This is a genomic window from Pseudomonas sp. P5_B2 (assembly GCF_056400445.1).
Genome location: NZ_JBFULH010000859.1, coordinates 1 through 1,464, shown reverse-complemented (window position 1 = coordinate 1,464; position 1,464 = coordinate 1). Strand labels below are relative to the sequence as shown.

Sequence of the window (1,464 nt, the reverse complement as noted above, 5' to 3'; positions counted from 1 at the left end):
CCTTTCCACTGTGGGAGCGAAACAGGCAATCGCCGTCGTAATGGCTGGCGTGTTGCGCCGCGCGGTACCGAATTAGAAGGGTGCAGACTTGATCGGTCAGTGGGAGCGAGTGTTCAACGCGGGTCTTGGTATTGCCCACCGGCAGATACCAGGTACGTTCGGACAGGCTGATGTGCGACCACTGAGCTTTGCGGGTTTCACCAATGCGCGTGCCATGGCAGAGCATCATCAACGCGAGCATGGCCGGCTGTGGGTCAGACTCGAAAAGGTCATGCAACTGGCTCAGCAGCGCCTCGATCTGCACACCACGAAGGCGAGCCGGCTTGGCTTTGATCTTGGTCTTGGAGAAGTCGCTGAACTTGATGCCTGTCATCGGGTTGGTCGGTATCAGGCCCAGCGTGTGAGCCTGACGGCAGGCGACCACCAGCAGGCCGAAGATCAGCCGCACAAACTCCAGCGACAACGTCTCCTGAAGCGGCCACATCAACAGGGTGTCGAGGGTACCGTGACGAACATCGGCCAGCGCCAGATCACCTACGCGAGGGATCAGGTGGCAGGCAATCGCTGACTTGCCCGTGGCTTTGCGTTTGTCGGAGAGGTTGCGGTCGCGGCTCATACGGTCGGCGTACCACTTCAGCAGCTCGCCCAGTGTTGCCCAAGGCGACACGGACGCACCCGCTTCCGGATCAGTACCCAGCCGCATGCGCAGATCGGGCAGCGCGGCCAACACTGCCTTCGCCGACAGGTCGGGATAGGCGCCAATCCGGTTCCACTTCTTGCGAACGACCAGGCTCCACGTTCCGCGTGGACGAGCCTCGGTGAAACGGAAGTAGAGCCCCGGGTGCCGAGGGTCACGCATCAGCACAGCGGCCGGATCATCGGCACGACGACGAATCTCGGCATCGGAGAAGGCCACGGTCATTGTCATGCGACCACCTCCCGCGACTTCTGCTGCTCTGGGGCGAAGTCGCCGCGCAGTGGCATCAGGCTTGTCTCTGCAAATGGCAGACGGTCACCAATTTCGCTGTGAGTGCACCACCAACCGCTGACCATGGCCGGTATCGGATAGCTCAATGAACCGAGGTTGTCACCCGGGTTTATGCCCTTGTAGAGCTCAACCACGCTCCCGGCAGGAAGAATCCGCAAGCTGACCAAAGTCAGCGCCAGATCGCCCGGCTTGAATTGATGGTTCATGCGGCCACCACTGTAGGAGCGAGACGCAGGTAGGCGCGGATCTGCTCCATCGCGTCGAAGTGTCCACGACACACCACCGCCAGATAACCTTGGTCATTCAGCTTGCGAATGCGTTCGTGCTGACTCGGTGAGATCGGGGCATCGTTCGGCGGTGTTGCCTTGAACTCGACGTACAGGCCGAAGTAGCCACCGCGAGCCATGGTCAGCACCAGATCGGGAATACCGGCGACCACGCCCTGCTCCTTCAACTTCATCGCCACAAGTACGTGC

The 1,464-nt window shown here is 60.9% G+C and carries 3 protein-coding genes; all 3 read right to left on the bottom strand.

What is annotated here, in order from left to right; all coding sequences use genetic code 11:
- On the bottom strand, nt 1–928 hold a 928-nt coding region (locus AC1DRJ_RS27485; RefSeq protein WP_477804920.1), incomplete at its 3' end, for a tyrosine-type recombinase/integrase.
- Nucleotides 925–1,194 carry a hypothetical protein gene (locus AC1DRJ_RS27480; protein WP_477804919.1) on the bottom strand — a complete coding sequence of 90 codons (270 nt, stop codon included), beginning with the start codon at nt 1,192–1,194 and terminating at the stop codon, nt 925–927. The genes AC1DRJ_RS27485 and AC1DRJ_RS27480, both read right to left, overlap by 4 nt.
- Nucleotides 1,191–1,464, bottom strand: a 274-nt coding sequence (locus AC1DRJ_RS27475; RefSeq protein WP_477804918.1) for a VRR-NUC domain-containing protein, incomplete at its 5' end; no start/stop codon positions are given. The genes AC1DRJ_RS27480 and AC1DRJ_RS27475, both read right to left, overlap by 4 nt.